Source organism: Mycobacterium sp. (assembly GCF_049281135.1).
Taxonomy (GTDB): Bacteria; Actinomycetota; Actinomycetes; order Mycobacteriales; family Mycobacteriaceae; genus Mycobacterium.
Window position 1 is genome coordinate 1 of sequence record NZ_JBAPRN010000761.1, and the last position, 2,011, is coordinate 2,011.

At 66.9% G+C, this 2,011-nt stretch carries 2 protein-coding genes and 1 pseudogene; 2 read left to right on the top strand and 1 reads right to left on the bottom strand.

The genetic code is table 11. The features are described 5' to 3' along the window. Together WAN02_RS30120 and WAN02_RS30125 are read left to right on the top strand one after the other, a co-directional pair. Window positions 1-323 (top strand): annotated as a pseudogene (locus tag WAN02_RS30120) (fatty acid desaturase); the annotation flags it as partial. A gap of 37 nt (window positions 324-360) precedes the next feature. Further along, window positions 361-891 carry a hypothetical protein gene (locus tag WAN02_RS30125; protein WP_422269041.1) on the top strand — a complete coding sequence of 177 codons (531 nt, stop codon included), beginning with the start codon at window positions 361-363 and terminating at the stop codon, window positions 889-891. Window positions 892-902: 11 nt separating this feature from the next. On the opposite strand, the gene WAN02_RS30130 is transcribed toward WAN02_RS30125, so the two are convergent. Further along, on the bottom strand, window positions 903-1,928 hold the full coding sequence (locus tag WAN02_RS30130; protein ID WP_422269042.1) for an LLM class flavin-dependent oxidoreductase: 1,026 nt from the start codon (window positions 1,926-1,928) through the stop codon (window positions 903-905). Window positions 1,929-2,011 lie beyond the last annotated feature (83 nt).

Below are 2,011 nucleotides of genomic sequence, written 5' to 3' on the forward strand. Positions count from 1 at the left end.
TGCGCGAACTCTGCGACAAGTACGACTTGCCTTACACCACAGGGCCTTTCCTGGTGCAGTACGGCAAGACCTGGCGGACCATCGCCAAGCTGTCACTGCCCGACAAGTACCTGCGCGCCACCGCCGACAACGCGCCGGAGACGCGCAGCGAGTCGATGTTCGCCGGACTGGAGCCGGGTTTCGCCGGTGCCGATCCCGCGACCGGACGTCGCCGCGGTCTGAAGACCGCGATCGCCACCGTGCGGGCCTGGCGCCGCGACAAGCGGGCCAAGCGCAACGGCAGGAACGAGCAAACGGCCGGACGGGACGATCTGGCCGCCTGAGCCGGCCCTCTAAGCCGGCCCCTCTAAGCTTGGCGCGATGGACGTCATCGACATTGTCCCAGCGCATCCGATCGTCAATGCCGTGCTGGATCGGCATCGCGATGCGTTAGGCGACGACCTGTCTGCTTACCGCAACCACGTATACCGCTGCATCACCTATCACCAGCTGCTGCTTGGCTTTTCGATCCCCGACGTCGCGGCGCTGGCCTGGGCGACGCACGATCTGGGCATCTGGACTGCCGGCACCTTGGACTACCTGACGCCGTCGGCCGACCTCGCTGCGGCGTATGCCGACGAGTTCGGTATCGCCGACATCGACCAGCTGCGCGCGTTGATCACCGAACACCATCGGCTGCGGCCGGTCGATGACCACGTCACCGAGACGTTTCGCAAAGCCGACCTCATCGACGTCAGCCGTGGCCTGCTGCACAACCGAATCCGGCGATCAACGGTCCGGGCGGTCGTCGCCCGGTTGCCGTACAACGGATTCCACGTGTTCCTCGCCAAGGGGCTGACCGGATACGCGGTACGCCATCCGCGGCGCCCATTGCCGATGATGCGCTGGTAATCCCAATCGACTCAGGCAGCCTGGGTGATCGCGACCAGCCGCTGTAACGTAGCCAATTGCTGGTCGTGGTCACCCTCGATTTTCGCCAACAGCGTGGTGATGCCGGCCGCTCGGTAGCGGCTCACCCTTTCGGCGATAATGTCGTCTGTGCCAAGCAGATTCGTCAACCGGCCCAGGTCCAGCGGTACCGCGCTGCGGGCCTCGTCCTGCCTGCCGGCCTGCCATAATTCGGCGACCGTGCTGACTTCGTCGCCGTAACCCAGGCGGGTGAAAGCATCGTTGTAGAAGTTCTGCCCGCCCACCCCCATCGCGCCGATCGTGAACGCGTAACCGTCGGCGTGCCGGCGTGCGGCCGCATCGGTCGAGGCCTGGTCGTCGTGGAACTCGACCGCGACGGGCGCAACGAGGTCCAGCTGATCAAGGGTGCGCCCGGCGCGCTGCGCGCCCTCGCGCAGCGGACCCAGGAACACCTCGGCGGCTTCGGGAATGAACGCGTTGCCCAGCCAGCCGTCGGCCGCTTCGCCGGTCAGCCGCAAGTTCTGCGGACCCATCGACGCCACGTAGACCGGGACGTGCGCGGGCCGCACCAGTGGCCGCAGCGCGGTGCCGCGACTGTCCGGCAACGGCAACGGGTAGACCTCGCCGGCGTGCTCGAGCCGATCGCCGCGGCTGACCGTGCGGACGATCTCGATGGTCTCGCGGGTGGTCTGCACCGGCTTACGAAAGCGCACGCCGTGCCAGCCCTCCATGACGCGTGGGCCCGACGTGCCGATCCCCAGGATGAAGCGACCTGCCGACAGCTCTTCGAGGCTCAGAGCCGACGTCGCCAGCAGCGCCGGGCTGCGCGAACCCAGCTGCACGACAAACGTTCCGAGTCGCACCGACGATGTCTTGGCGGCCAGGTAAGCCAGGCCGGTCAGCGCGTCGTAGCCCCAGACCTCGGGGATCCACAGCGAGTCGACGCCGATCCGCTCGGCGGCTATCGCGAACTCGGTGGCGCCAGGTAACCGGGGTTCGATCATGGCGCCGACCTTCATGGCTGGCATGCTACAGAGGTCGACATTGTCGTCGGCGGGCACTGAGAAGGGCGAACCATGCGCTATCGCGACCTACCCACAGT